Genomic DNA, 25,844 nt, shown 5'->3' on the forward strand with positions numbered 1-25,844 from the left:
TTTTTTAAAGCTTTAATTTTTTAAATATAAATTCAGGGATATTCCTGATAATCATCATCATAATACTCCAGATCGGCAAAACATATGCCACATTATTCTGCTTTTTGAAGGCTTTATAAATACAGGCAGCAGCTTGTTTGGGGCTTGCCGTCAGCTTAGGATTTAAAGGAAGGCCTTCTGTCATTTTGGTAGCCATAAATCCAGGTTTTACTGTCAGAACATGTACTTTTTTATCAAAAAGGAAATTCCTCAGACCGCTTAAATAAGCTGTAAAAGCAGCTTTTGCACTTCCATAGATAAAATTACTCTGTCTTCCCCGGTCTCCGGCTACTGATGAAAGCCCGATAATCGTTCCCGATCTCCTGTTTTCAAATTTATGAGCAAAATAGTTCATCACAGGAATAAGCTTTGAATAATTGATCCCGATAATACGCTCAGTATTTTTGTTATCATAAAGCCCTTCTTCTGTTCCTTCTCCCAAATATCCCACGGCACAAAATAATACATTTGAATTGATATTATCAAATCTATTGTAATCAATTTCTTTCATAAGATCCAGCTCAACAACTTCAGACTGTTGCAGAAACTTGACATCTAAATGTCTTGCAAATCTTTCTGTAGTTTCTTTATTTGAGGTAAAAAGATAGATTTTTTCAAACTTTTCGCCTTCCTGAAGTGCTTTTTCCACAAAAGCCTGTGCCACCTCAGATGTACTTCCCAGAACTATCATTATGAGTTGTTATTTAAGATTCTTTTGTGCTGTAAAGACACAAATTTAGAGTTTCTAATATTTTTCAGGTAGTTGGTCAGTGATGATCTGCTCATACTGTCTTTGGTAAGATAAATTCTTCCCCCAAACTCCTGAACGATGCTGTCCAGCTGATCTACCAGCTTTTTAAGTTTTGAATTTACTTTAAAATCCAGAGCCAGTGTATACCCTTCTACAGGAAATGAATTATAAGCCTGCGGATTATTTTTTCCAAAAAGCTTTAGTACAGCCAGGAATGACCCGTTGCCACTTTTAGCAATCGTTTCAAGGATTTTTTTCATCCCTTCTTTTCCGGCTTGCTTAGGAATGACCATCTGATATTGTATGAAACCGGATTTCCCATAGATTTTATTCCAGTCATTAATGGCATCTAACGGATAAAAGAATGTTTCATAATCAATAAAACTTTTGACTTCCTTCCTGGATTGTTTTTTATAATATAACCAATTGAAGATTTTTACTGTCAGGGCATTCAGCACAAATCCCGGAAAATAAAAAGGAACAGTAGGCTGTAGTTTTTTCTTTAATCTAAGAGGTGTTTTCGCTAAGTTTTGGGGAAGTTCGTGCTGAAAAGCATGCTCCCCTCTCATGAGAATACTTCTGCCGATATTTTTCCCTTTTTGAAGACAGTCTATCCACGCTACCGTATACGTCCAGTTTTCACTTTCATCAAACAGTCTGAAAATTTCATCCAGATTATCTGCTTTAATACTTTCCTGACGAATGTAAGCGGATTCTATATTTTTAAGCTTAAATTTTGCGGTGAGAATAATTCCGGTAAGACCCATTCCGCCAATCGTTGCCCAAAATTTCTCTGAATTCTCTTCTCTGGAGCAGGTAATAATCTCTCCGTTTTCAGTCATCAGTTTAAACTCTATCACATATTCTGAAAAGCAGCCTTCTGCATGATGATTTTTACCATGAACATCGGAAGCGATGGCTCCGCCTACCGAGATAAATTTTGTTCCGGGTGTCACATAGAGAAAGTATCCCTGTGGCACCGCTATTTCAAGTACATCTGAAAGCAACACCCCGGATTCGCATTCTATCACGCCGTTTAAACGGTCAAAACTGATGAATTTATTTAATTTTTTAGTAGAAAATATAGTTTCTCCCAATGAGGCATCTCCATAGCATCTTCCGTTACCTCTTGCAATAACCTCATTATGATCAAGAACAAACTCTTTTATTTTTTTGAAGCTGTCCTCAGATCTCATCTCTTTTTCCACTACCGGGAAATTCCCCCAGTTGGTAACCTTCTGTGTGAAATTCGGCTTCATTTCTTAAAGTAAATTTGAATTAAAAATGCAGCAACCCAAAGTAATAGGGTTACCTGTATATAACGGTCTCTATAGACAATCTTGGTAGGAGATTCTGTTCTGTTGTACACCAGGGTTTGCTGAAGATATCTCAACAGAGCAAATACGACAAAAATGACCGTATAAAATACTCTTTCATGAAATCTTGCCTGCACTTCCGGTGAAAGGGTAAACATCAGATAACAAACAATGGCCAATGTTATGGAAATAGACAGTGCAATATCTGCAAACTGTACATTATATCCATCCAGTGCCTTTCTTGTCTTTCCGGAAACCTGAGCATTGATAAGCTCTCCTCTTCTCTTTCCGATGGCTAATACCAATGCCAGTACAAATGTTAACAGAATAGCCCATTGTGAAATGCTGATTCCTGTAATATAACCACCAGCCAAAACCCGCAGTACAAATCCTATCGCAATAATAAAAATATCAATGATAGGAACATGTTTCAGCCTGAATGTATACGCAAGGTTCATCACCACATAAAAGCTTATGATGGCTCCAAATTTCCATAAATTTTCATGGAAATAAAACTGCGCAAGAAATACAAGGGCAATATCTGTGATCACCAGCCCTAGAAGAATTCCTATTGCTTTTGATTTTGAGATCGCTCCACTCGCCAGGGGTCTTCTCCTTTTTTCAGGATGCTTTCTGTCTGCTTCAATGTCATTATAATCATTCAGAATATAAACAACGCTGGCTGCTAATGAGAAAATAACAAAGGCAAAGATACTTTTAGAAAGTAAGTCTATATTGGTAATATTACCTGAGAAAAACAGAGGGACAAATACAAAAAGGTTTTTCACCCATTGCTCCACACGGAGCAGTTTAAGATATTTCTTCATTTATGTTGTTTCAAATACAAAAATAGCAAATTCAAAATTGACAGCATAAAAATACAAAAAAAACCGCCGGGGCGGTCTTTTACGAAAATATTTATATGTTAAATTAATTATTGCCCTTGTTTGGCATCATTAATCATTTTTTCATTGGCAGTAATGGCAAATTCCACTCTTCTGTTTTTAGCTCTTCCTTCATCAGTATCATTGCTGGCAACCGGCATATTTTTACCTTCACCTTTTGTGAACATTCTGCTATTTGCTATTCCTTTTCCAGATAAATAAGCTTTTACAGCATCTGCTCTTCTTTGAGAAAGCGCCACGTTGTAAGCATCTTTACCTACGCTGTCTGTATGTCCGTAGATATTGATATTCGTATCCGGGTTATCAGCCAATACCTTAGCTAGCTTATCCAGGTTGGTTTGTGCTACAGAAGTAAGATTTGAAGAGTCGAAAGCAAAGTTTACAATACTTTCATTCATCGTTACCTTAATACCATCCCCTACTCTTTCAACCTGAGCTCCCGGTAAAGTTTCTTTAATATCTTTAGCCTGCTTATCCATTTTGTTACCGATAACGTTACCTGCAACTCCACCGATAATACCACCTAATACAGCACCAATAGCTCCATTACCTCCTTTACCTACATTGTTACCTAAGATACCTCCCAATACAGCTCCTGATGCAACACCTACTGCTGTACCTCTCTGTTGGTGGTTTGAATTCTGAACCGCTTCACAACTTGTTAATAACAAAGCTGATGATAAAAAAAGGGCTCCTACGTATGTTTTATTAAATTTCATTTTTTTTGATCTTGTATGTTGATAAATTATTTCATTCCAGCTCTTTCGAAGTTGTAAACAACTTTCACATTTTCTCCATCAAACGGAACATCCTGTTCAAGAGAAAACTGATCCGTAGTCTGGCTCACTAATGTCAGCGTATATCCTGCTGTATTTTGTTTTGCTTTAGTACCTGCGGCAATTTTTTTAAACATAAATGTGTTACCATTTTTCACTTCAAACTTGATAGGTTGTGTAATAGCCGGACAATTTCCACCACCGTTTAAGGTATAAGCTCCTGTCCAGTTATTAGGAATCAGTCTCCAATGACTTCCTACAAAACACTGAGCATCTGCTCCTTCGTCGAAAGGCTTAATTTTAAATCCTTTATCGTAATTTACGCTAACAATCTGCCAATCTCCTTTCATCTTAAGGAAATCTCCTTTTTGATCCTGGGCTGTAGCCGCTTTATTCACTGAGGAACAAGACACTGCAAAAATGGATGTTCCTAACATCCCTGCAAGTAGTAACTTTTTCATTTTGTTGTTTATTATTTTGTTAGTATAAAGTTACAAAAAACCGTGCCAAAATTGAAAATAAAAAATAAAAAAAGTCCGAAAATTTCGGACCTTTTATGGTTTAGCCTTAAATACAGGTAGATAAACTATTTTTTAACAGTCTTTTTTACGGATTTCGAAGGCTTAGTTTTAGTTGATGATTTACCGTTATAAAAGTTGGTGTAAGCATATTCTGCAGCTTTTGTCACATCAATAACACCTCCTGCCTGAGAATAATCAGTAAATCCGTTTTCTGTATTGGGGTTGCTGCTTTTCACAAGTGATTCTATAACCTGGTAAGGTTTAAGATCCGGCATATACGCCAATAAAATGGCTGCAGCTCCCGCTACAACAGGTGAAGCCATAGAAGTTCCCTGAAGATACTTATATTCGTTTTTAGGAACGGTAGAATAGATTTCTTCTCCCGGAGCAAAAACATTGACCATTTTTTTATTATAGTTTGAGAAACTTGCTCTCAATGCATTATTCTTATTGGTACTCGCTCCCACCACAAGAACATTGCTTACGAATGGTTTTTCATCAGCAACATTTTTAAAATTGGTAGGAAATGCCAGGTGTTCTGCTACATCTTCATTTTCGTTACCGGCAGCTTTTACCAAGAGTACGCCTTTGTCTTCAGCATATTTAAAAGCATCCCAGACTACATTTTTACCCGGAGAAACAGGTTTTCCAAAGCTCATATTCAGAACTTTAGCCCCGTTATCTACAGCATATTTGATGGCATTGGCAACGTCTTTATCTCTTTCATCTCCATTAGGAACTGTTCTTACAGACATAATCTTTGCTACCTTGGAAGCTACACCATACTGAATGACATTCCCTTGTGGAAGACCGGCAATAATTCCGGCTACGTGAGTTCCATGCTCTGCATCAGGTCCCTCATAATGGTTGTTACCATAGTTTTTTTGTGAATAGTCGTCATAGTTATCTCCTACGATTTCTTTTCTTGTATCATAGCTGAGATCATACTGCTTGGATTGTGGAGCGTAATAATCAATAGCTTCTTTCATCTGTTCTTTGATCAGCTTCTCAAATTCTGCAGAAGATTTCCCTTTGAACTCAGGGCTTTGAGATACCTGGCCCAGCACCTGAAATGCGATAGCATCTTTTTGTTCAGTAGGTGCTTTGATCGCTGAAATAGTTTCTGCTGTCACGGCTTTCCCCCCAAGTAGTTTTACCATATTCGGGATCAGCTCATTAATCATGGAATACGTCTGGAAATTCTGTTTTGCCTCTATGCTTTTTTTAGTGAAAAGCTCTTTAGCTTTCATATACATAGCAAAGTCTTCCGGCATTTTAGCCTGATTGGCTTTATTTTTTGTAGAATCATCCCCTTCAAAAAGCGGCTTATATTTAGCAACAACTCTTGTTACTTCCATATTATCAATATCTACATCACCATTTTTGCCACCGATAAAGTTCCATCCGTGTACATCATCAATATATCCGTTGCCGTCATCATCTTTTCCGTTACCAGGAACTTCATTAGGGTTTGACCATAGGTTTTTCACCAATCCAGGGTGATCAACCTGTACGCCACTGTCTAAAACCCCTACTACAACAGTTTTAGGTTTTAAACCTTTAGACTCTAAATATTTATAGGCGTTCGCCGTGTTCACACCATATACTTTTGAAGTGGAAAAATCTTTATGATACCATGTCATCAAATCTTTATCCTCTTTCGGATCAATACTTTTAGCGCTAGACTCCTGTGCATAAGAGAAACTAAAACCTGCTAAAAAAACAGCAGCTAATAATACCTTTTTCATATGTTGATATTTATTTTTTCTAAAGTCATACAACCGTCATCTTCATTTACCTTTCCGGCAATTTGCATTAATACGATTGTTTAATACTCTTTAAATAAGTAAGAGATTCCGGCCCTTTGTTACAAATAAGATCCAGGACGGATAAATCTTTCAAAAACCCGAATTTATCTGAGAATGTCTGGTAATATTCTTCCATTTCAAATTCGGAAGGATGTTTTGCCGAGAACTTTTCTCTGAAATTAATGCTTTCAGGATTTTTGATATATTCTTCATTCAAAGAGTGTGCCTTTTCTGTTTTAAGTATCTCTTGGATCACCTCTAACCCCTTAAGGTTAAAATCGAGAAGGAACTTTTCTTTCAGATCAAATATTTTTCTCAGTTTATCTTCATAGTATTCAAAATAGGGGGAACTTTGATACGCAGTCTTGATGGACTTCCAGTGAAGATTTCTAAAGTCTTCCCTGTAGGAGATCTCCATATCTTTCATTTCTCTTTTCCCATTATGGTTCATCGGGATAATCAGTGACAGTTTCCCATTAGCCCCATAAATATTGGCTCTGTTTCTATACGTCTGCTTTGGAAAATTTTCAAACTGTTCAAATACAACTTCATTTTCAGCATCTAAAAACACTGAAAACCATGACACCGGCGGCAGATAAAATACCGGCAATAAAACATTCTTCATATTCATAATGCAAAAATGAAGTATTTTTTCAAATACTTCATTCTATTTTAAGCTTAATTTTATTTATAACTCGTCTTCAGTTTTGTTCTTTCTGAATAATTTCACGAAATATTCCCACCCGAAGAATAATATTAAAATCATTGCTGCAATCCACCAGTATGAAGTTTTATTAGCTTCTCCGGTATTGGTTGCTTTAAACATTCTATCCCAACGAACCTTGAAAGGTGCCTGATACGTAGAGCTGCTGTCTGAGAAAGCTCCCTGAAGGCTCATCCATGTAAACATTGGTTTTCCGACAATATTTTCTTCCGGAACGAATCCAAAGAATCTTGCATCTAGCGAAGCATCTCTGTTATCTCCTACCATCATATAGTAATCCTGCTGGATGGTATATTGATTGGTTTCTTTTCCGTTGATAAAGATCTTTCCGTTCTTTTTTTCCAAGCTGTTGTGTTCATATTCTGAAATGATCCATTGGAACATAGGAAGTGTCTCGTTATTGATCGCTACTACATCTCCTTTTTTAGGAATTCTTACCGGCCCATACCAGTCGGCATTCCATGGTTTGTTGATAGGAAAAATAGACTGTGTAGTATCAATTTTTGTTTTAAGTTCATCCTTATAATATACTGCGGCTTCTCCTTTTGCAGAAACATCTTCCTTCATATCAATTACCTGAGGAAGTTCTTTGATTTCTTTAGCCGTTTTATCTGTCAGTCCCTGGAAAGCATAAAGGTATCCTCCGTTATTCTGCTGTAATTCCTGAACCGGCAAGAAACCATACGCCTTATATAAAGCCGGAATGTCCAATTGGCTTCCAGTGGTTACGATATATCTGTGCTGTATTTCCTGGTCTCCTAAAATAGTTTCAGGTTTGCCATTGACAAAAAGCCTTCCGGCTCTCATTTCGAAAGTATCTCCTGCTGTAGCCACACATCTCTTTACATAAGGGTCTTTTCTGTCTATTGCAGTATGCACAGAGTCACGGGGATAGTTGAATACAACTACATCATTTTTTTGTGGCTTATTAAACTGCAGAATTCTTGTATAAGGTAATTTTACCCCGTCTACATAAGATTTTGGATCATCCTTTGGATTTCCTTTTTGTCCTGTATCTGTAATGGTTCCCTGAAGGAAAGGTATTGCTAAAGGACGCATTGGAAGCCTGTATCCATAGCTCCATTTATTTACGAAAAGGAAGTCACCTACCAATAGTGTTCTTTCCATCGAGCCTGTAGGAATTCCGAAAGGCTGGGTTACAAAAACGTGGATGATGGTTGCAAAAACCACGGCAAAAGTAATAGATCCCAAAAATGTATCTTTCTTTTTATCGCTTTTTTCTTCGTCTGTAAGAAACAGGTCATTGGCATTTTCGTCTTCAAGTTCTGTATCTTTAGAATAGTTTACCGTAGCCATATAGATAAACGGCAGGATCACTGTAAGGATCTGGTCCTTGAAAAGAGTTTTCCCGAACTTCTTCATTAAGTAAAGATGAAAAACAGACATCATAATAGGGCCTACAATTGGCATATAAGACAAAATTGCCCACCATTTCGGATGTTTTGTTTCTTTAAGAATAATGAAATAATTATAGAAGGGTATAAATGCTAATAAAGGGCTGTACCCCATTTTTTTAAACAGCTTCCATGTTGAAATCCCCATTAATATGGATAAAATGAGAACATATACTGTATAAGTTAAAAAATAATTCATAAATTTTTTTGCCTATTCTGATAATATAAATGATAAAATGATGAGTAATAAATGATCACAGCTTTTCCGCTATTTACAATTCACTATTCATCATTTCTGTTATTTGTCGCAATTTAAAGAATTTGTTACAAATTAAAGCCCTAAAACGTCTTTCATTGCAAAATTCCCTTTCTTGTCTTTAATCCACTCTGCAGCTACTACTGCGCCTAATGCAAATCCGTTTCTGTTAAAAGCCGTATGCTTAATCTCAATTTCATCTACTTCACTTCTGTAAAACACACTATGGGTTCCCGGCACTTCATCTTCACGTACCGCAAAAATCCCAAGCTGGTCTCCCTGAGTTTCTTCCAGTTTCCATGCTTCAAATTTCGGGTTGTTTTTAATAATACCTTCTGCAATGGAAATAGCCGTTCCGCTGGGTGCATCTTTTTTATGGATATGATGAATTTCCTCAAGCTGACAAGAGTATTCATCAACGTTTTTCATGAGATCGGCAAGCTTTTCGTTTAAAGCAAAGAATAAGTTTACTCCTAAGCTAAAGTTTGAACCGTATAAGAATGCTGTTCCGTTTTCAACAGCTAATTTTTCTATTTCCTCTTTTTTCTCCAGCCATCCTGTCGTTCCGCAGATGACAGGAATTCTATTTTCAAGACAGGCTTTAATGTTATCAAAAGCAACTTCCGGAAGGGAAAACTCAATGACAACATCAGGATGATTAAGATTTTCAGCAGTTGGAGTTTCCTTAAGGCGGGCCACTACTTCATGACCTCTTTTTTGTGCGATCTCATCAATGATCTTCCCCATTTTGCCATAGCCAACTAATGCTATTCTCATACTGTTATTTTTGTTTTATAATTTTACCATAATGCCATATATCAGCTTTATGGTGTACTTTTTTTGTGTTAAAATCTGTAGCTTAAACTCAATCCTGTTTTCGGCTGATCATAACCATACTGATCCTGAATAACAGCCGGTTTAAAGGATAAATCCGGGTCATGTCTGCTTTCATAAAGATGGGCATCTACTACGGCATCTACAATATTAAGGATATAAATTAGTCCTGTAATAGCAATAGCATAATCCCTTTGTCTTTTTGCTCTGTCCTGAACATTTCCCAAGGCCTTTTTATCCAGCCACGGATGGGTATCTACAAATTCGTTAGGCGTCCCGTTGAGCTTAGCAATATAATACTCACGGTATTTTTTATACTGGTTGTCATTCCATACGGCAATACCTACTCCGGCTCCTACTGCTCCCCATACAATTGGAATTTTCCAGTATTTTTTATTGTAGTACTGGCCTAGCCCCGGGAACACGGCTGAATACAATCCGGCTCTGGTAGGGTTCAATTTCAGTGTCTTTTTGGTTGGTCCATTGGCTTTCTCCAGATCCTCAATGATCTTAGCTTCAGTTTTCCCAGGTTTTACAACAGGGGGTATTTCGGCTTTTGGAGGACTTTGTAACCGAACAGTATCAATAGGGCCGACTTGTGAATAAGCCAGCACCGTAAGATTCAGGAAAAATGTGAAAAATATTTTCTTCATTATTTAATATGGGACAAAATATATTCCAATTCTTCTTCATTTTTGAAGTCCAGAACAATTTTACCTTTTTTACCGTTTCCAGAAGCTTTGATTTCTACTTTTACATCAAGGATATCAGCAATGGTCTTCTGGGCTCTTTTATAATTATTGGAAAGCTCTGCAGTTACTTTTTTCGCTGCCGGAGATTTTGGATTCTTCAATGCTGTTGCAGCCTGCTCAGCCTGACGGACATTTAATTTTTCTTTGATGATCAAATCAAACAGGATCTGCTGATTTTCTTCATTTTCAAGACTGATGATCGCTCTCCCATGTCCTGCAGAAATTTCACCACTTCTGATGGCATTCTGAATATCCGGATTCAGCCTCAGCAATCTGATGGAATTGGTAATGGTACTTCTGTCCTTTCCAATTCTCTGGCTAAGATTTTCCTGAGTAAGGCCAATTTCTTCTAAAAGCCTTTGATAAGTTAAGGCTATTTCTATGGCATCAAGGTCTTCTCTCTGGATATTTTCAACAAGAGCCATCTCAAGAAGCTCCTGGTCATTAACTAAACGGATATATGCAGGAATAGTTGTTAACCCGGCAATTTTAGTTGCTCTGTAACGTCTTTCCCCGGATATGATCTCAAACTTTTCGCCATCTTTTCTTAAGGTAACCGGTTGAATTACGCCTAAATTTTTGATAGACTGGGCCAGTTCATTTAATGCTTTTTCATCAAAATAAGTTCTTGGCTGTGTCGGGTTTGGGTAAATATCCTCAAGTGCTACTTCTACAATATTTCCAACAAACTTATCTGCTCCTTCATCCGTAGCAGAATTGACACTCGCTTTGGATTCAGCACTTAAAATGGCTCCTAAACCACGTCCCATAGCTCTTTTCTTGTCCTTCATAGATATAATTGATAAATGATGTTTGATAAGTGATGACCAGCATTACTTAGGGTCCATTTATTATTAATTTAATTTTTTATTAAATTTTCGTTTCTCAAAAGAACTTCTTCAGCCAACTGAATGTACTGAACGGCTCCTTTACTTTCAGCATCATAATTAAGGATACTTTCTCCAAAACTTGGAGCTTCACTCAATCGTACATTTCTGCTGATAATGGTTTCAAAAACCATTTCCGGGAAGTGTAAGTTCACTTCTTCCACAACCTGGTTTGATAATCTCAATCTGCTGTCATACATTGTCAGAAGAAGACCTTCTATATCAAGATCTTTATTGTGGATCTTCTGAACGTTTTTAACGGTATTCAGAAGTTTTCCCAATCCTTCTAATGCAAAATACTCACACTGGATAGGAATAATCACTGAATCTGCAGCGGTAAGGGCATTCACGGTGATGAGCCCTAAACTTGGTGCACAATCGATGATAATGTAGTCATAATCATCTCTCACACTTGCCAATGCTTTTTTCAGCATATACTCACGATCTACTTTGTCTACCAATTCAATTTCTGCTGCTACCAGGTCAATATGTGACGGAACAATATCCAGATTCGGAGTTGCTGTTCTTTTGATACAGGCTCTTGTATCTGCACTATGCTCCAGTAGATTGTAGGTAGAATACTGAACATCTTCCACTCCCAGCCCGGACGTTGCATTTGCCTGGGGGTCAGCGTCGATGATTAATATTTTTTTCTCCAATACTCCTAATGCTGCTGCTAAGTTTACAGCGGTGGTTGTTTTTCCAACTCCCCCTTTTTGATTAGCAATACCTATGATTTTTGCCATTATTAGAACTTTAAGTTTCAAAAATACACTTTTTTCTTTGCTCCCGATGAATGGCTAAAATCAAAATTGAGTTAAAATACTGTTAATAAGCATTTTAGCGATTAAAAAAATTATCCACAAAAAAAAATATTTGTGGATAACTATTTAAAATTCGTTTTCTATGGTGATTAATCAAACTTCATTGAGATAGGAAATTTGAAATAACTTCTTACGGATTCTCCTTTTTTATTTTTTGCAGGAATCCATTTCCCATTTTTAGAAATTGATTTAATTGTTCTTATTGCTTCATTGTTAAAATCCGCATTGGTTCCATTAGCTTTTACCCCTGATATTGTTCCGTCCATTTCTACAATAAAGGTAATTGTAGTTTTCATTACATCTTCTGCTTCAAATCCTGAGCTGTCGAAGTTGTTCATTACCTTGTTTCGGAATGAATCTATCCCACCCAGGAAGTTAGCTTCTACACTCAGTTCCGTTTCAATTTTTTTAGGATCTGTTTTTTCTACTACCGTCTCTGTTTTTATTGAAGGTCCGGTTCCTCCTCCGATAACCTGAGGAACAATCGGAACATATGATGTAGTTTCCGTTTCTTTTCCCTGTGAAGTTTGTACACTTGCTACTGCATTTACTTTGTCTAGCTCCTCCGTTTTTTCATTTCTTACCACTGCTTTAGGCTCCGGTAATCTGTTATCATAAGTTTTTACACTAGGAGGCGGAGTCGCCGGTTTTACAATTTGTGTAGGTGGTGGATCTTTCTCTGGAGTTTGAACAACCTTAATTATTCTTCTTCCATCATCAGTTGTTCTAGCCACCACTGTATCTGAATTAAATGCAGAGATTACAAACGGGGTAATGGACACAGCTGCCAGCAGACTTACTCCTACAAAAAGGGCTTTGGTTAATATTCTATCTGATTCGTTTCTTAATGCATAAGCGCCGTATTCTTTATTGCGGTGCTCAAAAAGAACTTCGTTGAAGCGAAATTCCTGGTTTTGGTTCAGTTGTTTCATCACAATCTATTTAAACTGTTAATCATTATTAATTCATTAATTCTTATCGATAAGCATTAATACGATATCAAAATATCTGCCAAAAAATTATCAAAACAATATAATTTTAAAAAAAATTATGACAATATTCAATTTTAACATTTTCCAAATATTGTAATTGTTTAAAAACAGCGGTAAAACATATTCTATTTAAGAAAGAAACATCAGGAGAAGAATTAATGTGCATAGTAATCCCGGAGAATTGATTATGATGGTGATATTTTATAATGTTTAAAGGCAAAAAATAAAGCCCTGTATTGAATGCAGCACCAGACACCATAAATAAAATGAGCAGTGAATTAGTGCTCCCTCTTCAATTCAATATTATGGTAATGGCCGATTCATTTTACAACAGTATCCGGCAGCGTTCAAATATTTTCGATTTTTTTAAACAAAAAAAAGAGACCATCAATGACGGCCTCTTGTTATTTTATTTTCTAAATATATTAGAATAATTCTTTTCTGATAATGTTCTGACTTCGTTCAGGACCTACAGAAACCAAATACACATTGATTCCTAAATACTTCTCGATAAACTCGATGTATTTCTGAGCATTGTCCGGAAGTTCATCATAACTTCTTGCTTTTGTGATATCTTCTCCCCAACCTGGTAAATCCTGGTAGATAGGTTCGTAGTTGTACAACTTCTCTGTTGATGAAGTGAAATAATCGATGATTTTTCCGTCTTCAGTTTTATAATGGGTAACGATTTTAAGGTTTTCAATTCCTGTAAGAACGTCTAATTTCGTAATAACCAGGTTATTGATCCCGTTAATCATACAAGCATGCTTTAAAGAAACAAGATCTAACCAACCTGTTCTTCTAGGTCTTCCTGTAGTAGCTCCGAATTCACCACCAATCTGTCTGATTTTCTCTCCTAATTCGTTATCCAGTTCAGAGGGGAAAGGTCCGTTTCCTACTCTTGTACAGTATGCTTTCGCTACACCGATCAAGTTCTGAAGTGAAGTTGGCGGAACACCTGCTCCTGTACAAACGCCTCCTGTAGATGGAGAAGATGAAGTAACGTATGGGTATGTTCCAAAGTCGATATCAAGCATTAACGCCTGAGCTCCTTCAAACAATACATTTTTACCGTCTCTGATCGCTTCGTTCAATTCCAATTCCGTATCAACGATTCTGTCCTGAAGCTGCTTTCCGATTTCCAAATATTCGTTGTAAATCTCTTCAACGTCTAAAGTTGGTTTATCGTAATATTTTTCAAAAAGAGAGTTCTTAACTTTTAAGTTCTTCTCAATTTTATCTCTCAAAATTTCAGGATTTAAAAGGTCTACCATTCTGATTCCTACTCTTGCAATTTTATCTTCATAGCAAGGTCCGATTCCTTTTTTGGTAGTTCCAATCTGAGTTCCTCCGTGTTCCTCTTCACGGTAAGTATCCAAAAGGATGTGGTAAGGCATAATTACATGTGCTCTTCTGCTGATAAAGATATGATCTGATCTTAAGCCTTTGCTCTCAATCTGACCAACTTCTCTAATGAAAGACTTAGGGTTTACCACTACACCATTCGCAATGATACATTTCCCTTTGCATTGAAGAACTCCTGAAGGAAGAAGGTGTAGAACGAATTTTTCATCACCCACATAAACCGTATGACCAGCGTTGTCTCCACCCTGGAAACGTACTACATAATCTGATTTTGCTGATAAAACATCCGTGATTTTTCCTTTGCCTTCATCTCCGTACTGAAGACCTACAACTACATAAGTTGACATATTTTACTTTTGTTTTTAGATTCGTGCAAAATTACTTTTAAAAAATTGGGTGGGCAAATTATGAATGAATTTTATTTTTAGGTGAAGTGAAAATCATGGAATTATAAAGTTTTTATTTACTTTTAACAACCATGAAAGAAAAATTAAATAGAATCATTTTTCCATATTCTATAATTTCAATTACCTACTTTATATTTTTTTCAATAGCTTATTGGGTTCAATATAAATACTTAGAAATTGAAGATATATACTTTGGATATTGGTTACCTATAACAATTTCAGCTATAATTGTTTGGTTTATTCTACGAAAAAAACTTCAACAGCTTATCATTAGTGAAAAGCTTTACTCATTTACTTTATTCATAACCTGGATTCTATTAACGGCGTCAATTATAGCTTCCACATTTTATTTAAATAGAAAAAATGGAAAAATAACATCTTTAAATTATCCTGAAGAAATTTTTATACACCCAGCCACTATGTATTATTCCATTAAGAATGCAAAAATTGATACAAGTAATTATAAATTTTCTGTATCAAAATCAAGCGTAGACCGAGGAAATGAAATTGGGGTAGGATGCTATTACGTTTCCCCGCTTATACATAAAGAAAAAACATTTCATGATTCTCATCAAGTATGGATTGGTTTATTAATTGGCAAAAAATTTAGCAATAGATATTTTGATGACAAAAATAAACAAGAACAGTTGATTGATAACTTTATTGACTCTTCTCAACTTCAATTCAACAAGCATCAGTTTAAAACAAAATTTCTTAAAAGAATGTCTATTGAAGAGATTGAAGATTATAAAAGAGGAATAGACAACACAGGGATAAATACTAATAACTTAGTAATTCTTCGAGAAGAAGCCGGAACTTATGAAACCAGGACCGGCACCAGCTTATATTGGTCAATTGTTTTACTTGCAGCTTCTAATATAGTTTGGTTTTTATTAACTGTCTTCAAAAGATTAAAAAAACAGAAGACCAACAATTTGCCATAATAAGTTTATATCATATTTCAATACATGCTTATTTGGTTATCTTTGATTACCTTATAATAAATTCACATGGCTTCATCCCGAAAATCAGCATTTCTTTCTTCAAAAATAAGCAACGACTCCCAGCTTTTCTGTACCCTGTTTTCTCCGGAAACAGCAAAAGCTACTCTGTTGATTGTTCATGGTATGCAGGAACACAGCGGAAGATATGCTGAGATCGCAGCCTATTTTGCCTCTGAGGGAATCGCAGTGTTAACGTATGATCATCTGGGACATGGGAAATCTGTAAAAGATGAAAAAGAGATTGGATTTTTCCAGCTTGAGAAACCGGATGAAAGGTTAGTTGCGGATGCAGAAATGATGGCGGGTTATCTTGCAGAACAATATCCTGATGTTTCTCATTTTATTCTTGGTCATTCTATGGGTTCTTTTATTACCCGCTGTCTTCTTCAAAAAGCAAGTGGTAGGTTTTCAGGTGCCATCATTACAGGAACCGGCGGTCCTTTACCCGGAATCAATCTATTAAAAGGATACTTATTTTTAGCCAATGCCATAGCTCCACATCATCGTACTTTTTTGAATTCTACTTTTACCAGGGTCAACAATAAGCAGTTTACAAAGGATAAAGATTTTGGAGATACAAGCTGGCTCAGTGTTAATCTAAGAAACAGGCGTAATTTTGAACAGGATAAACTTTGTGGGATTCCGTTTACAAACAATGCCTTCTATGCTTTATTCAGTATTTACAAAAAAGCTACCGCAAGAAACTGGGCTGATTCAATTTCCAAGACTTTTCCTTTTCTATTTGTAAGCGGGCAAGATGATCCTATTGGTGATTTTAGCAAAGGAGTGATGTATACTGTGGATCATTTAAAGACTGATGGTTTCCAGGATGTAAGTGTGGAGATCTATTCCGGGATGCGCCACGAAATTCTGAATGAGGAAATCAGAGAGGAAGTTCTGAATACTATCTGTGACTGGATTTCAAAAAAAGGCGAACGAACGAACGAACGAATGGGCTGAAGCCCATTCCTATTGAATATTCTCTTGACGTTAGAATAAAATCTCACCTATTTTCCCAATTGATACATCTAAATAATGCATAAACATCTGCGAAATCTGTGGGATCTGCGAGAAATTAAAAATATCATATCCTAAACAAACGAACGGGCTCAGCCCGTTCTATTGAATAATATTAGAATAAAATCTTACCTATTTCCCAATTGATAACATCTAAATAATGCATAAATATCTGCAAAATCTGTGGGATCTGCGAGAAATTTAAAATATCTTATTCTAAACAAACGAACGAACGGGCTAAAGCCCATTCCTATTGAATATTCTCTTTGACGTTAGATTAAAATCTTACCTATTTTCCCAATTGATACATCTAAATAATGCATAAACATCTGCGAAATCTGTGAGATCTGCGAGAAATTTAAAATATCATATCCTAAACGAATGAACGAACGGGCTAAAGCCCGTTCTATTGAATAATATTAGATTAAAATCTTTACCTATTTTACCGGTTAAACATATTATATAATACGTACACATCTTCGAAATCTGTGGGAGAAATTAAAACAATCAAATCAATACCACTTCCCTATCCATTCCAATTTCCCTCAGGAAAACTTCATCGTGAGAAACCACCACCAAGGTTCCATGATAATCTTTAATGGTATTCGTTAAAATTTCTACATTCTGCAGATCCAGATTATTGGTAGGTTCATCAAGAATAATCATATCCGGAGTCTTATTACTGACAGAAAGCCCGCATAATAAAACTCTCAGGCGTTCTCCTCCACTTAAGACGCCACATTTTTTATCCCAGGTTTCCTTTCCAAACAAAAATCTGGATAATAAAGTTTTCACCTCGGACTCCTGCAATGCCTGATCATTGAATTTCTGAACAAAATCATAAATACTCAAATCGTTTTCAATCAGAGAGTATTCCTGATCCACATATATCCTGTTGAAATCTGCTCTTATAATTTTCCCTGCAGAAGGTTCTGTATTTCCAAGCAAGAGCTTTATCAGGGTTGTTTTTCCTGACCCGTTCTGACCTTTAAGAGAGATCCTTTCTCCGCTTCGGATTTCAAGATTTAGATTTTCTTTCCACAGTTTTTCTCCTCCATAGCTGAAATTCACCTCTTCCAGTGTCATTAAAATCTTACCGGAATGCAGGCTGGAGTCATTGAAGTTTACTTTCATCTGATCAGAATTCTTTAATGATGAACGTAAATCTCTCAGATTCCCGGAAATACCACTGATTTTTTCAGCATGAATATTTTTCAGTTTTGATGTGTTTTTTTCGGCATTGTTCCTAAGAGTATTCATCATAATCCTGGCAACACCGGACTTTTCCTGCTTCTGTTTTCCTCTGGCATCAAGCTTTTGTTTCCGCTCCAGGGTTTCCCGTTCTTTCTCTTTGGCTTTTTTCAAAGCACGCTCTTGGGCATGAATATCATTATGTAAAGCCTCATCCTCAACTTCTTTTTGCTGGGTATAAAAGTCATAGTTTCCACCATACGTGGCAATTCCCTGATTGCTTAACTCAAAAATGGTATCCACCAGATTCAGTAATGTTCTGTCATGGCTTACAATAATTACTGTGGCGTTTGTTTTATCAATCAGATCATACAATAATTTCCTTCCCTCCAGATCCAAATGATTGGTAGGTTCGTCCAGTATAATGATCTCCGGCTGATTGATCTGAATTCCGGCAAGGAAAATTTTGGTTTTTTGACCTCCGCTTAAATTTTCAAGCTTTTGGTTTAATTCAAAATCCCCAAGTCCCCAGTACTGTAAAGCATTTCGACTTCGTTCTTCAAGATCCCAGTCGTCATTCAGGATCTCAAAATATTTTTCATCAACGTCTCCTTCCGTAATTTTCTGAAGGGCATATAGCTTTTGATCTATCTTGAGGCATTCTGCAATAGTGAGGTCATTACCATTTCCAAACAGTTGCGGAACATAGAAAATATCTCCATGGATATTTATATTTCCGTTTAGTGGCTGTAATTCATCAGCGATAAGCTTCAGCATGGTAGATTTCCCCATACCATTACTTCCCACTAAAGCAGATTTTGTTTGAGATGGTATCGTTAGATTGATATGATTAAATAGCAGGTTGCCTCCCGGGAACCCAAAGGATATATTTTGTAGTAAAATCATGATTTCTTTCTTAAAACAATTAGGTAAACAACAGCAACTCATTGGTTACTGCCTGATTAAGTCTGAAAGAAATTATATCCTACATGTCTGTATATTGGGTTTTGAAAGGACAAATATAGTAATTTCTTACTATTTCTTTATTTACTGCCTAAAAAAGCGACTCCATTCTACCCAAAAATAAAATGCATTCTATACATGATAAACTGATAAGGATCATCTGCTGACTTATTATCTGCTTTTCTTCCATACATTAAACGGCCTATTTTTTTCACCTTGACAAAATTCATTTTCTTAATGCCAGGACTTGCTATATGCTTAAGAACTTTATCGGTTATCATTTAAACACACTGCGTCCACCATATGAACTCTATAGCTTTCAAATCTTGAAAACTCTCAAACTCATAAAAACAGGAAAGTATTTTAATCAAAAATCCGTAACTTTGCCAACTACTAAAAATTTTTATGGAAAGCATTAAAGTTCACGACAAAACTTTCGTTCCTTATTTGAAGGACGCCGAGATTCAGGAAATTGTAAAAGAGACAGCGTTAAGAATTTATGAAGATTACAAGGATGAAGTTCCTGTGTTCATTGGCGTTTTAAACGGAGTAATCATGTTCTTCTCAGATCTATTAAGGTATTACCCAGGTGAATGCGAAATTGCTTTCATTCAAATGAGTTCTTATGTGGGAACTGAGTCTACAGGGATTGTTTACCAAAAAATGGAACTGACTAAAGATGTAAGAGACCGTCACATTATTCTTGTTGAAGATATTGTGGATACAGGAAATACAGTGGAAAGTCTTTTCAAATACTTTAAAGAAACACAGCGCCCTAAATCTGTAAAACTGTCAAGTTTCTTACTGAAACCTGAGATTTATAAAAAAGATTTCAAATTGGATTATATTGGAAAGGAAATTCCAAATAAATTCGTTCTTGGTTATGGACTGGATTATGATGAACTGGGAAGAAATCTTCCTAATCTGTATCAGTTGGAAGACGGTCAAATCAACCATTAATGCCTATAGCTATCAGCTACTGGCTTTTAGCTTTAAATATTAAATCGAAATAAAAGTAAAATATTAACTAAATAAAGCCAAAAGCAAAAAGCAGGTAGCCAGAAGCAAAATGCCAATTGCCGGAAGCGAATCAAAATTATGATAAACATTGTTCTGTTCGGCCCTCCAGGAAGTGGAAAAGGAACCCAAGCTCAAAATCTAATCGAGAAATTCAATTTAAAGCAAGTTTCAACAGGTGATCTTTTCAGATACAATATGAAAAACGACACGGAGCTTGGAAAGCTGGCAAAGTCTTACATCGATAAAGGAGAACTGGTTCCGGATCAGGTAACAACAGATATGCTGATTGATGAAATCAGAAAGCCTTCCGATACCAGCGGTTTTATTTTTGATGGTTATCCAAGAACTACTGCTCAGACGGAAGCTTTGGAAAAAATAGTTAAGGAAGAGCTGAATGACAAGATTGATATCTGTCTTGCATTGGTGGTAGAAGATAAAATTTTGGTTGAAAGACTTCTGAAAAGAGGAGAAACCAGCGGTAGATCAGACGACAGTAATGTAGAGATCATCGAAAACAGAATTAAAGAATATTATTCTAAAACGGCAGAAGTAGCCGAACTTTACAAGCAGCAGGGAAAATATGTGGAGGTAAATGGTGTAGGAGAAATTGATGAGATTTCACAAAAGCTTTTTGCTGAGGTAGAGAAAATTAAATAAGGATTTAGAATTAGGGATTAGGATTTAGCATCGTTAAATATCTGTTCCCTAACCCCTAAGGCCTAAACCCTAAAAATTATGTCAAACTTTGTAGATTACGTAAAGATTCATTGTAAAAGCGGACATGGAGGAGCAGGTTCTGCCCACCTTAGACGTGAAAAATATATCCCTAAAGGAGGTCCTGACGGTGGTGACGGAGGTCGCGGCGGACATGTCATCATGAGAGGGAATGCACAGGAATGGACTTTACTTCCACTTCGATACACGCGTCATATAAAAGCAGATCGTGGTGAAAATGGAGCAAAAAACCAGCTTACCGGAGCTGACGGTTCTGATATTTATATTGATGTTCCCATTGGAACTATCGCTAAAAATGAAGAAGGAGAAATCATCGGGGAAATTCTTGAGGACAAACAGGAAATCATTTTGATGCTGGGTGGAAAAGGTGGAAAAGGAAACGAGCATTTCAAATCATCCACCAATCAAACTCCAAGATATGCTCAACCTGGAATGGATGGAGAGGAAGGCTATGTTGTTTTCGAGCTTAAAATTTTGGCAGATGTAGGTTTGGTTGGATTTCCAAATGCCGGAAAATCTACCCTTTTAGCATCTGTTTCTGCAGCAAAGCCTAAAATTGCAAATTATGCTTTTACTACGTTAACTCCCAATTTAGGAATTGTAGACTACAGAAATTACAAATCATTTGTAATGGCTGATATTCCAGGGATTATTGAAGGGGCAGCTGAAGGAAAAGGATTAGGACACAGATTCCTGAGACATATTGAAAGAAATTCAATTCTTTTATTTTTAATTCCTGCAGATTCTGAAGATCATTACCAGGAGTTTAAAATCCTGGAAAATGAGCTTGTAGAATATAATCCTGAACTATTGGATAAAGATTTCATTATTTCTGTTTCTAAATCCGACCTTTTGGATGATGAGCTGAAAAAAGAAATTGCAGCAGAATTTCCTGAGAACAGACAGCCTTTATTTTTCTCCGGAGTTACTGGAGAAGGATTGGTAGAGCTGAAAGATGCTATCTGGAAGAAATTACATGGATAAACGAATATCTTAATTCATCAATCTTACTTTTTACAGAGTAGATTACATCAAAATAAATACCCCGGAATTTTTTCGGGGTTTTGTTTTGGGATTAAGTTTTCATTCTGTTGTTTGATGTAAGATTCCACTGGAGCCGGAAAAATAAATGCTTTTTGGAACAATTATTGAGAGAGTTTTTAAAATTTAAACTATGAAATATATCCTTAGTTTCTGTGCCCTGATATTCGTATTTTCATGCACTTCTCAAAAAGTAAATCCGAAGTATTCTAAAATTGAATATGAAGCCACTCCTTGTTTCGGCTTCTGTCCTGTTTTTAAAATGACAATTAACCCGGACAGAACTGCTGTTTTTGAAGCTGAACATTTTAATTTCAGTGAAAAGCCTTCAAAGGATGAATTTTCTAATCCCAGGGAAGGAACTTTTACAGGAACCATCAAAGAGGAGGACTACAATACATTACTCAAGCTGCTGGATGATTTAGAGGTGAAAAATCTAAAAGATAAGTATGGTGAAAAAAATATTACAGATCTTTCCACTTCTTATTTAAGGATTAATTTTGCGGACGGAACTTCCAAAAATATACAGGACTATGGAAAACGGGGAAGTGAAAAACTGTCCAAAGTTTATCATTTCTTTGAAGATCTCAGAAAAAATCAAGACTGGACTAAAGTAAAGTAGTTTCGGTTAACAATATTTAAATTATTTTTGCAGAAATAATTCCTTCATTTGGGAGGAATTATTTTTTTTATAAAAACATTAATCATTTAATTCAAAAAAATGAAGAAGAACATTTTATCTGCATTATTATTTGCTGTATCTGCTGTTGCATATGCTCAAAGCTCGGACATGAGTTTTGGTGTAAAAGGTGGGTATACGCTATCCAGTATGAAATTTTTCGACAGTAAATTAGATTCAAAATCCTATTTCTATATAGGCGCTGTAGCAGAGCAGGCCCTGTCTTCAAAATTTGCAATACAGGCTGAAGTCCTTTATACACAACTTGGTGGTAAAGAATCATATCCATGGACCCAATTAGTAGGAAGTGAAGTAGTAAATGTGGGAGATATGAATTTTGAATACCAGATGAACCAGATTCAGGTCCCGATTTCTGCAAAGTATTATTTTATTCCTAATCTTTCTGCTTCTGTAGGAATGAACATTGGAATCAATGTTTCAACAAAAGTAAAAACAAGCAGTCTTTTCAGTGATTCTGCCAAAGAGAACTATACCGGAGCAAAAACAATTAATCTCTTTCCTTTTTTAGGAGCTGAATATAAAATTAATGATCAGTTTTTTGTAGATGCCCGTTATAATTTTGATTTTATAGAAACCAATAAAAGTCAGCATGTGCCTACGAAAGTGGGATTTTTACAAGCTGGTGTAGGATATAGGTTCAAATAACCGTATTATCTTTACCGATTACAATACAAATGGCTGCCCGGATCCGGGCAGCCATTATTTTTATATGAAACTTCTGTTTATTTTTTAATAAACTGTTTCGTGACCACTCCGGTTTCAGTTTTGATTCTGATAATATATGATCCGGATGGAAGACTTTTCACATCCATTCTATTACCGTTTACAACGATATTTACTTTTTTACCGGAAATATCAAATACCTCAGCTTCACTGATGTTTGCAGAGGTTCTAATGTTCAGAATATCGGTAGCCGGGTTAGGAAATAATTCAACATTATTTTTCTGCTGCATCCTTTCCTTTTTATCCAGTTCCAAAAACATTCCCTTCTGAGCAGATTGAACCTGTGCATTTCTTTGTACCATTTCAGGTTTTCTACATGGGGCAATAAAGGCATGATACTTAGATCCCATTTCCATAGATGTTCCCGGCAAAAGGTTGATACTGTTTCCTGCCTGCATAATGATATCATGTTTAGGGCTTAAAATATACCTATCCTTAGTAGTTATATTCTTACCTATTTCATAGTAATAAGACGCATTAGGCTCGGTAGTCAGCAGCAGATTCTCTATACATGGGGAGCCTCCAGAATTTTCTTTCATGGGAAGTAATTGAGGTAGCCCATACTGGGTTTGTCCGCCACCTAAATTTACAGCATTGAAATCCACACTCATATTGGATCCGTATACATCGGGATTTATCACCTTACCTAAAAATGAACTAAACGATTTACTTACATACACATCCCCGTATTTATTTCTCTGAAGGGTCATACCTGTGTGAAGCGGTGCGTTAGTCTCAGTATAAATCTCCGTATGAAGCACATTGGAAGATGTTGAATTTACCAGATCAACGGCATGGATATTTTCATATCCTAGGAATAATACGGATGCATCTTTATTAAATTCAGGAACATAGGCTCTCAATCCATTTATCTGTAATGAAAAATCATTAGTGAGCTGTCCGGTAGAGGAATTGAATGAATATACTTTATTCACGTAATAGCTCTGAGGTGGATATGGATTTTGTGAATCTGTCCAAAAAGAAATACAGATATAATGAGAATAATATCCATTATTCAGCTTTGGAGACTGTCTCACACTAAAATATTTATAAATGCCAAAAGTTACAGGAAAATTGAGATTACTTATAATGGGTGCTCCATTAGAAAATCCCTGATTACCCAGCTTATAACTGTAGAGCTTTGTTCCATTTGGAATTAAAACCCAGAAAGACTGATCCGTACTATTGGGAATAATAGTTACCGCTTCTGAATCAAAATGATTCCCTAAATTATCCAATACCGCAATATCTTTAGCCCCGGGCAGCACATCTCCAAGGGGAGATCCGTTAGTACCTATACTCCCTAACGTCATATCAACAATTGAATAGCTTATATGATATGAGCCTCCGGCATTTTCCCCTGTTGTAAAAACATAGTACTGATTATCATTTGCAGGATTTTTTACAATAGCAAGCTGTTGGGCGCTATCGTTTTGCTGCGTGATCAAAGTACCATTGGGCATAACCTGGTGCTGCCTGTTCCAAATTTTTTGACCATTCATATAAAAAAGAAGCTTTCCGCTTGCATCACTTACGGTACCACACCCTTCAAGAGCTTGCATATTACTGTTATTCAAAGCCACAGGAGTGGATGATGAAAAGTTGAGTGCCGCATTATTTCCAAAATACCAGTTATCATTTTCACCCTGGGCAAAAGATAAAAGTGGTACAATCAATGATAGTATTATATATATTTTTTTCATAGATCAGTTTTATATTATTTTATCTTTTTTTCCAGAGCTTCAATTCTTTTCTGTTGCTCAATAGTATACAATGTCAGTTCTTCAATTTTTTTCAGCAAAAGAATATTCATTTCTTTCAGTTCAATTCCATTTTTAATGGCCTGTTCTGTAGTTGGAACTTCCGGTAAATGGCCATTTTTATTGATAAACTGTGCAAGGTCATTTAATGGCATCAGCTTATAATCTTTTTCAAAAACATAATCTGCCCATCCATTAGCGGCAGCAATATCTACTTTTACTCTTTCTGTCCGGATTCCTTCTTTTACAAAAAGTTTATATTTTTGTCCGTCGGGAGCCACTCCGTCAGCAGGCAGCTGAGTGGTAAATCCGCCAATACCGATAGTTCCGTTATTTCCTACGATCCAGTTTCCGATATTCAGCTCATTGTTAGGAGAAGACACATAGGGGGTAATAAAATTTCCGATAAAAATATTGTTATCCCCCGAAAGAATAGCTTTGGCATTGGAAGAACCCACTGCTATATTATTAGAGCCTCCTGCCAGGCTCACTAAAGAACTTCTTCCCACTACTGTATTATTATTTCCTGCTACTAAGTATCTTAATGCATCCCAGCCTATTCCTATATTATAATCCCCAGATAAAGATCCTGATCCCATCGCACTGTTTCCCATTCCTATATTTCCTACTCCTTTTTGAAAATATTCTAATGAATTCATGCCTACTGCAACATTCATGGTAGCGGCTATTGTATGTCGCATACTATTCTGTCCCACAGCCACATTATTATCTCCACTGCTTATTGATGACATTGCATTATTTCCCAACGCTGTATTACCATTACCTGTTGTATTTTGGGTTAGAGATCCCATTCCAAAAGCGGTATTAGATGATCCCGATGCATTATCCGTTCCACCTCCAAAAAAAAGGTTTTTATCCCAAACCATCCCTGGTGATGTCACATTAAAAAATATAAACCTTCCATTAGGAGTAATCTTCATTTTCTCTGTGTTGTTAGTCTTGAAAACCAGCGGCTGGCTATCGGTAGTTCCTATAAAATTGGTTCCGGGAGCTGTTCCTGCATTCCCGCTAAGGTTCCATGATTGGGCATTAGAATTTAAGCCTGCTACAGCAGCAAGTACAATGATTATTTTTTTCATAATTAAAGTTATCTGGTT

At 36.3% G+C, this 25,844-nt stretch carries 24 protein-coding genes; 7 read left to right on the forward strand and 17 right to left on the reverse strand.

The window, feature by feature from the left end; translation table 11 throughout:
• Window positions 1-4: 4 nt before the first annotated feature.
• The 14 genes from MP477_RS12300 to MP477_RS12365 form a co-directional block, all read right to left on the reverse strand.
• Window positions 5-730, reverse strand: a complete 726-nt coding sequence (locus tag MP477_RS12300; RefSeq protein ID WP_257190669.1) for an SDR family NAD(P)-dependent oxidoreductase — start codon at window positions 728-730, stop codon at window positions 5-7.
• Window positions 730-2,049 carry an FAD-binding oxidoreductase gene (locus MP477_RS12305; protein WP_257190670.1) on the reverse strand — a complete coding sequence of 440 codons (1,320 nt, stop codon included), beginning with the start codon at window positions 2,047-2,049 and terminating at the stop codon, window positions 730-732. Before MP477_RS12305 ends, MP477_RS12300 begins: the two co-directional genes overlap by 1 nt.
• Window positions 2,046-2,933 carry a decaprenyl-phosphate phosphoribosyltransferase gene (locus MP477_RS12310; RefSeq protein ID WP_230036888.1) on the reverse strand — a complete coding sequence of 296 codons (888 nt, stop codon included), beginning with the start codon at window positions 2,931-2,933 and terminating at the stop codon, window positions 2,046-2,048. The genes MP477_RS12305 and MP477_RS12310 overlap by 4 nt, the downstream gene beginning before the upstream one ends.
• 107 nt (window positions 2,934-3,040) lie before the next feature.
• Window positions 3,041-3,730, reverse strand: a complete 690-nt coding sequence (locus tag MP477_RS12315) for an OmpA family protein (RefSeq protein ID WP_047487000.1) — start codon at window positions 3,728-3,730, stop codon at window positions 3,041-3,043.
• 26 nt (window positions 3,731-3,756) lie between these two features.
• Window positions 3,757-4,248 (reverse strand): lipocalin family protein, encoded by a 492-nt coding sequence (locus MP477_RS12320; RefSeq protein WP_230036889.1) that lies wholly within the window; start codon window positions 4,246-4,248, stop codon window positions 3,757-3,759.
• A gap of 125 nt (window positions 4,249-4,373) precedes the next feature.
• Window positions 4,374-6,056 (reverse strand): S8 family serine peptidase, encoded by a 1,683-nt coding sequence (locus MP477_RS12325; protein ID WP_257190671.1) that lies wholly within the window; start codon window positions 6,054-6,056, stop codon window positions 4,374-4,376.
• 67 nt (window positions 6,057-6,123) lie between these two features.
• Window positions 6,124-6,747, reverse strand: a complete 624-nt coding sequence (locus tag MP477_RS12330) for a WbqC family protein (protein ID WP_373567425.1) — start codon at window positions 6,745-6,747, stop codon at window positions 6,124-6,126.
• 57 nt (window positions 6,748-6,804) lie between these two features.
• Window positions 6,805-8,454, reverse strand: coding sequence for a signal peptidase I (gene lepB, locus MP477_RS12335; RefSeq protein WP_230036894.1), 1,650 nt, complete (start codon window positions 8,452-8,454; stop codon window positions 6,805-6,807).
• A 132-nt stretch (window positions 8,455-8,586) separates the two neighbouring features.
• On the reverse strand, window positions 8,587-9,288 hold the full coding sequence (dapB, locus tag MP477_RS12340; RefSeq protein WP_257190673.1) for a 4-hydroxy-tetrahydrodipicolinate reductase: 702 nt from the start codon (window positions 9,286-9,288) through the stop codon (window positions 8,587-8,589).
• 68 nt (window positions 9,289-9,356) lie between these two features.
• A complete protein-coding gene (locus MP477_RS12345) occupies window positions 9,357-9,998 on the reverse strand; it encodes a DUF5683 domain-containing protein (RefSeq protein ID WP_230036898.1) in 642 nt (213 codons plus the stop codon).
• Entirely contained in the window at window positions 9,998-10,888 is an 891-nt protein-coding gene (locus tag MP477_RS12350) for a ParB/RepB/Spo0J family partition protein (RefSeq protein WP_230036900.1), read from the reverse strand. The genes MP477_RS12345 and MP477_RS12350 overlap by 1 nt, the downstream gene beginning before the upstream one ends.
• Before the next feature lie 68 nt (window positions 10,889-10,956).
• Window positions 10,957-11,730 (reverse strand): ParA family protein, encoded by a 774-nt coding sequence (locus MP477_RS12355; RefSeq protein ID WP_230036902.1) that lies wholly within the window; start codon window positions 11,728-11,730, stop codon window positions 10,957-10,959.
• A gap of 167 nt (window positions 11,731-11,897) precedes the next feature.
• On the reverse strand, window positions 11,898-12,740 hold the full coding sequence (locus MP477_RS12360; protein ID WP_257190674.1) for an energy transducer TonB: 843 nt from the start codon (window positions 12,738-12,740) through the stop codon (window positions 11,898-11,900).
• A gap of 485 nt (window positions 12,741-13,225) precedes the next feature.
• Entirely contained in the window at window positions 13,226-14,512 is a 1,287-nt protein-coding gene (locus tag MP477_RS12365; RefSeq protein ID WP_230036906.1) for an adenylosuccinate synthase, read from the reverse strand.
• A 131-nt stretch (window positions 14,513-14,643) separates the two neighbouring features.
• Between MP477_RS12365 and MP477_RS12370 the strand changes: the two genes are divergently transcribed.
• On the forward strand, window positions 14,644-15,516 hold the full coding sequence (locus MP477_RS12370) for a hypothetical protein (protein ID WP_257190675.1): 873 nt from the start codon (window positions 14,644-14,646) through the stop codon (window positions 15,514-15,516).
• A 66-nt stretch (window positions 15,517-15,582) separates the two neighbouring features.
• A complete protein-coding gene (locus MP477_RS12375) occupies window positions 15,583-16,536 on the forward strand; it encodes a lysophospholipase (RefSeq protein WP_257190676.1) in 954 nt (317 codons plus the stop codon).
• 564 nt (window positions 16,537-17,100) lie between these two features.
• Here the strand turns inward: MP477_RS12375 and MP477_RS12380 are convergent.
• A complete protein-coding gene (locus tag MP477_RS12380; RefSeq protein WP_257190677.1) occupies window positions 17,101-18,690 on the reverse strand; it encodes an ABC-F family ATP-binding cassette domain-containing protein in 1,590 nt (529 codons plus the stop codon).
• A gap of 462 nt (window positions 18,691-19,152) precedes the next feature.
• On the opposite strand from MP477_RS12380, the gene MP477_RS12385 reads away from it, so the two are divergent.
• The 5 genes from MP477_RS12385 (at window position 19,153) to MP477_RS12405 (ending at window position 22,888) form a co-directional block, all read left to right on the forward strand.
• On the forward strand, window positions 19,153-19,707 hold the full coding sequence (locus MP477_RS12385) for a phosphoribosyltransferase (RefSeq protein WP_047487041.1): 555 nt from the start codon (window positions 19,153-19,155) through the stop codon (window positions 19,705-19,707).
• Between the two features lie 138 nt (window positions 19,708-19,845).
• Window positions 19,846-20,424 carry an adenylate kinase gene (locus tag MP477_RS12390; RefSeq protein ID WP_257190678.1) on the forward strand — a complete coding sequence of 193 codons (579 nt, stop codon included), beginning with the start codon at window positions 19,846-19,848 and terminating at the stop codon, window positions 20,422-20,424.
• A gap of 78 nt (window positions 20,425-20,502) precedes the next feature.
• On the forward strand, window positions 20,503-21,486 hold the full coding sequence (gene obgE / locus MP477_RS12395) for a GTPase ObgE (RefSeq protein WP_230036916.1): 984 nt from the start codon (window positions 20,503-20,505) through the stop codon (window positions 21,484-21,486).
• 190 nt (window positions 21,487-21,676) lie between these two features.
• Window positions 21,677-22,165 (forward strand): DUF6438 domain-containing protein, encoded by a 489-nt coding sequence (locus MP477_RS12400; RefSeq protein ID WP_257190679.1) that lies wholly within the window; start codon window positions 21,677-21,679, stop codon window positions 22,163-22,165.
• A gap of 99 nt (window positions 22,166-22,264) precedes the next feature.
• The gene (locus MP477_RS12405; protein WP_257190680.1) at window positions 22,265-22,888 is read left to right on the forward strand and encodes a porin family protein; all 624 of its coding nucleotides are present in this window, start codon (window positions 22,265-22,267) and stop codon (window positions 22,886-22,888) included.
• A gap of 77 nt (window positions 22,889-22,965) precedes the next feature.
• Here the strand turns inward: MP477_RS12405 and MP477_RS12410 are convergent, their stop codons facing one another.
• Together MP477_RS12410 and MP477_RS12415 are read right to left on the reverse strand one after the other, a co-directional pair.
• Window positions 22,966-24,669: a T9SS type A sorting domain-containing protein gene (locus MP477_RS12410; protein ID WP_257190681.1), complete on the reverse strand. Its 1,704-nt coding sequence runs from the start codon at window positions 24,667-24,669 to the stop codon at window positions 22,966-22,968.
• Window positions 24,670-24,683: 14 nt separating this feature from the next.
• Window positions 24,684-25,826, reverse strand: a complete 1,143-nt coding sequence (locus MP477_RS12415) for a hypothetical protein (RefSeq protein ID WP_257190682.1) — start codon at window positions 25,824-25,826, stop codon at window positions 24,684-24,686.
• Window positions 25,827-25,844 lie beyond the last annotated feature (18 nt).

The sequence above is a fragment of the Chryseobacterium sp. WG23 genome, assembly GCF_024586575.1.
GTDB lineage: Bacteria > Bacteroidota > Bacteroidia > Flavobacteriales > Weeksellaceae > Chryseobacterium.

What these genes read in the sequence shown, in the direction of transcription:
- MP477_RS12300 (WP_257190669.1), bottom strand. Translation starts at nt 730, where the DNA reads ATGATAGTTCTGGGAAGTACATCTGAGGTGGCACAGGCTTTTGTGGAA.
- MP477_RS12305 (WP_257190670.1), bottom strand. Translation starts at nt 2,049, where the DNA reads ATGAAGCCGAATTTCACACAGAAGGTTACCAACTGGGGGAATTTCCCG.
- MP477_RS12310 (WP_230036888.1), bottom strand. Translation starts at nt 2,933, where the DNA reads ATGAAGAAATATCTTAAACTGCTCCGTGTGGAGCAATGGGTGAAAAAC.
- MP477_RS12315 (WP_047487000.1), bottom strand. Translation starts at nt 3,730, where the DNA reads ATGAAATTTAATAAAACATACGTAGGAGCCCTTTTTTTATCATCAGCT.
- MP477_RS12320 (WP_230036889.1), bottom strand. Translation starts at nt 4,248, where the DNA reads ATGAAAAAGTTACTACTTGCAGGGATGTTAGGAACATCCATTTTTGCA.
- MP477_RS12325 (WP_257190671.1), bottom strand. Translation starts at nt 6,056, where the DNA reads ATGAAAAAGGTATTATTAGCTGCTGTTTTTTTAGCAGGTTTTAGTTTC.
- MP477_RS12330 (WP_373567425.1), bottom strand. Translation starts at nt 6,747, where the DNA reads ATGAATATGAAGAATGTTTTATTGCCGGTATTTTATCTGCCGCCGGTG.
- lepB (WP_230036894.1), bottom strand. Translation starts at nt 8,454, where the DNA reads ATGAATTATTTTTTAACTTATACAGTATATGTTCTCATTTTATCCATA.
- dapB (WP_257190673.1), bottom strand. Translation starts at nt 9,288, where the DNA reads ATGAGAATAGCATTAGTTGGCTATGGCAAAATGGGGAAGATCATTGAT.
- MP477_RS12345 (WP_230036898.1), bottom strand. Translation starts at nt 9,998, where the DNA reads ATGAAGAAAATATTTTTCACATTTTTCCTGAATCTTACGGTGCTGGCT.
- MP477_RS12350 (WP_230036900.1), bottom strand. Translation starts at nt 10,888, where the DNA reads ATGAAGGACAAGAAAAGAGCTATGGGACGTGGTTTAGGAGCCATTTTA.
- MP477_RS12355 (WP_230036902.1), bottom strand. Translation starts at nt 11,730, where the DNA reads ATGGCAAAAATCATAGGTATTGCTAATCAAAAAGGGGGAGTTGGAAAA.
- MP477_RS12360 (WP_257190674.1), bottom strand. Translation starts at nt 12,740, where the DNA reads ATGAAACAACTGAACCAAAACCAGGAATTTCGCTTCAACGAAGTTCTT.
- MP477_RS12365 (WP_230036906.1), bottom strand. Translation starts at nt 14,512, where the DNA reads ATGTCAACTTATGTAGTTGTAGGTCTTCAGTACGGAGATGAAGGCAAA.
- MP477_RS12370 (WP_257190675.1), top strand. Translation starts at nt 14,644, where the DNA reads ATGAAAGAAAAATTAAATAGAATCATTTTTCCATATTCTATAATTTCA.
- MP477_RS12375 (WP_257190676.1), top strand. Translation starts at nt 15,583, where the DNA reads ATGGCTTCATCCCGAAAATCAGCATTTCTTTCTTCAAAAATAAGCAAC.
- MP477_RS12380 (WP_257190677.1), bottom strand. Translation starts at nt 18,690, where the DNA reads ATGATTTTACTACAAAATATATCCTTTGGGTTCCCGGGAGGCAACCTG.
- MP477_RS12385 (WP_047487041.1), top strand. Translation starts at nt 19,153, where the DNA reads ATGGAAAGCATTAAAGTTCACGACAAAACTTTCGTTCCTTATTTGAAG.
- MP477_RS12390 (WP_257190678.1), top strand. Translation starts at nt 19,846, where the DNA reads ATGATAAACATTGTTCTGTTCGGCCCTCCAGGAAGTGGAAAAGGAACC.
- obgE (WP_230036916.1), top strand. Translation starts at nt 20,503, where the DNA reads ATGTCAAACTTTGTAGATTACGTAAAGATTCATTGTAAAAGCGGACAT.
- MP477_RS12400 (WP_257190679.1), top strand. Translation starts at nt 21,677, where the DNA reads ATGAAATATATCCTTAGTTTCTGTGCCCTGATATTCGTATTTTCATGC.
- MP477_RS12405 (WP_257190680.1), top strand. Translation starts at nt 22,265, where the DNA reads ATGAAGAAGAACATTTTATCTGCATTATTATTTGCTGTATCTGCTGTT.
- MP477_RS12410 (WP_257190681.1), bottom strand. Translation starts at nt 24,669, where the DNA reads ATGAAAAAAATATATATAATACTATCATTGATTGTACCACTTTTATCT.
- MP477_RS12415 (WP_257190682.1), bottom strand. Translation starts at nt 25,826, where the DNA reads ATGAAAAAAATAATCATTGTACTTGCTGCTGTAGCAGGCTTAAATTCT.